2 protein-coding genes are annotated in these 480 nt (G+C 52.1%); both read right to left on the bottom strand.

All coding sequences use genetic code 11. The features are described 5' to 3' along the window. A partial coding sequence (locus ACYC56_RS07970) for an ACT domain-containing protein (RefSeq protein WP_461373649.1) occupies nt 1-112 on the bottom strand: 112 nt, incomplete at its 3' end. Further along, nucleotides 60-480 (bottom strand): thiamine pyrophosphate-dependent enzyme (locus ACYC56_RS07965; protein ID WP_461373646.1); only part of this gene is annotated, 421 nt, incomplete at its 5' end. The genes ACYC56_RS07965 and ACYC56_RS07970, both read right to left, overlap by 53 nt.

Here is a 480-nt window from a genome sequence, read left to right as displayed (position 1 = left end):
TATCGATATTAAAGCCCCGTCGGCTAAAGAGGCCGGAAACTCTGGCCAGAACACCCGGCTTATTTTGAACGAGTACCGACAGAATGTGTTTCACGTTTCTCGACCTCCTCATCTATCATCTGGCTTAAACTAGCGCCAGGGATTCCACCCAACATTTCATCGATGGATGCACCGGGTGCGACCATCGGGTATACGTTCTCTTCACGTGCGACCATAAAGTCGATCAGAACCGGCTCGCGGTCCTCGATCGCCTGCTTAAGCGTCGGCTCGACGTCCTCTATCTTCTCGACACGGACACCCTTAATACCGTACGCCTCGGCTAACTTTACAAAATCGGGGGACCCGACATCGAGGTCGACCGATGAATACCTATGGTTATAGAACAACTCCTGCCACTGGCGAACCATCCCCAGGAAGCGGTTATTAAGAATCGTAATGATTATGGGCAACTTGTTCGCGGCAACCGTTGCAAGCTCCTGG

It is taken from the genome of Candidatus Aquicultor sp. (assembly GCF_054640775.1).
Note: the sequence above shows the minus strand (reverse complement) of the source record. Positions and strands in the feature narration are given on the sequence as shown.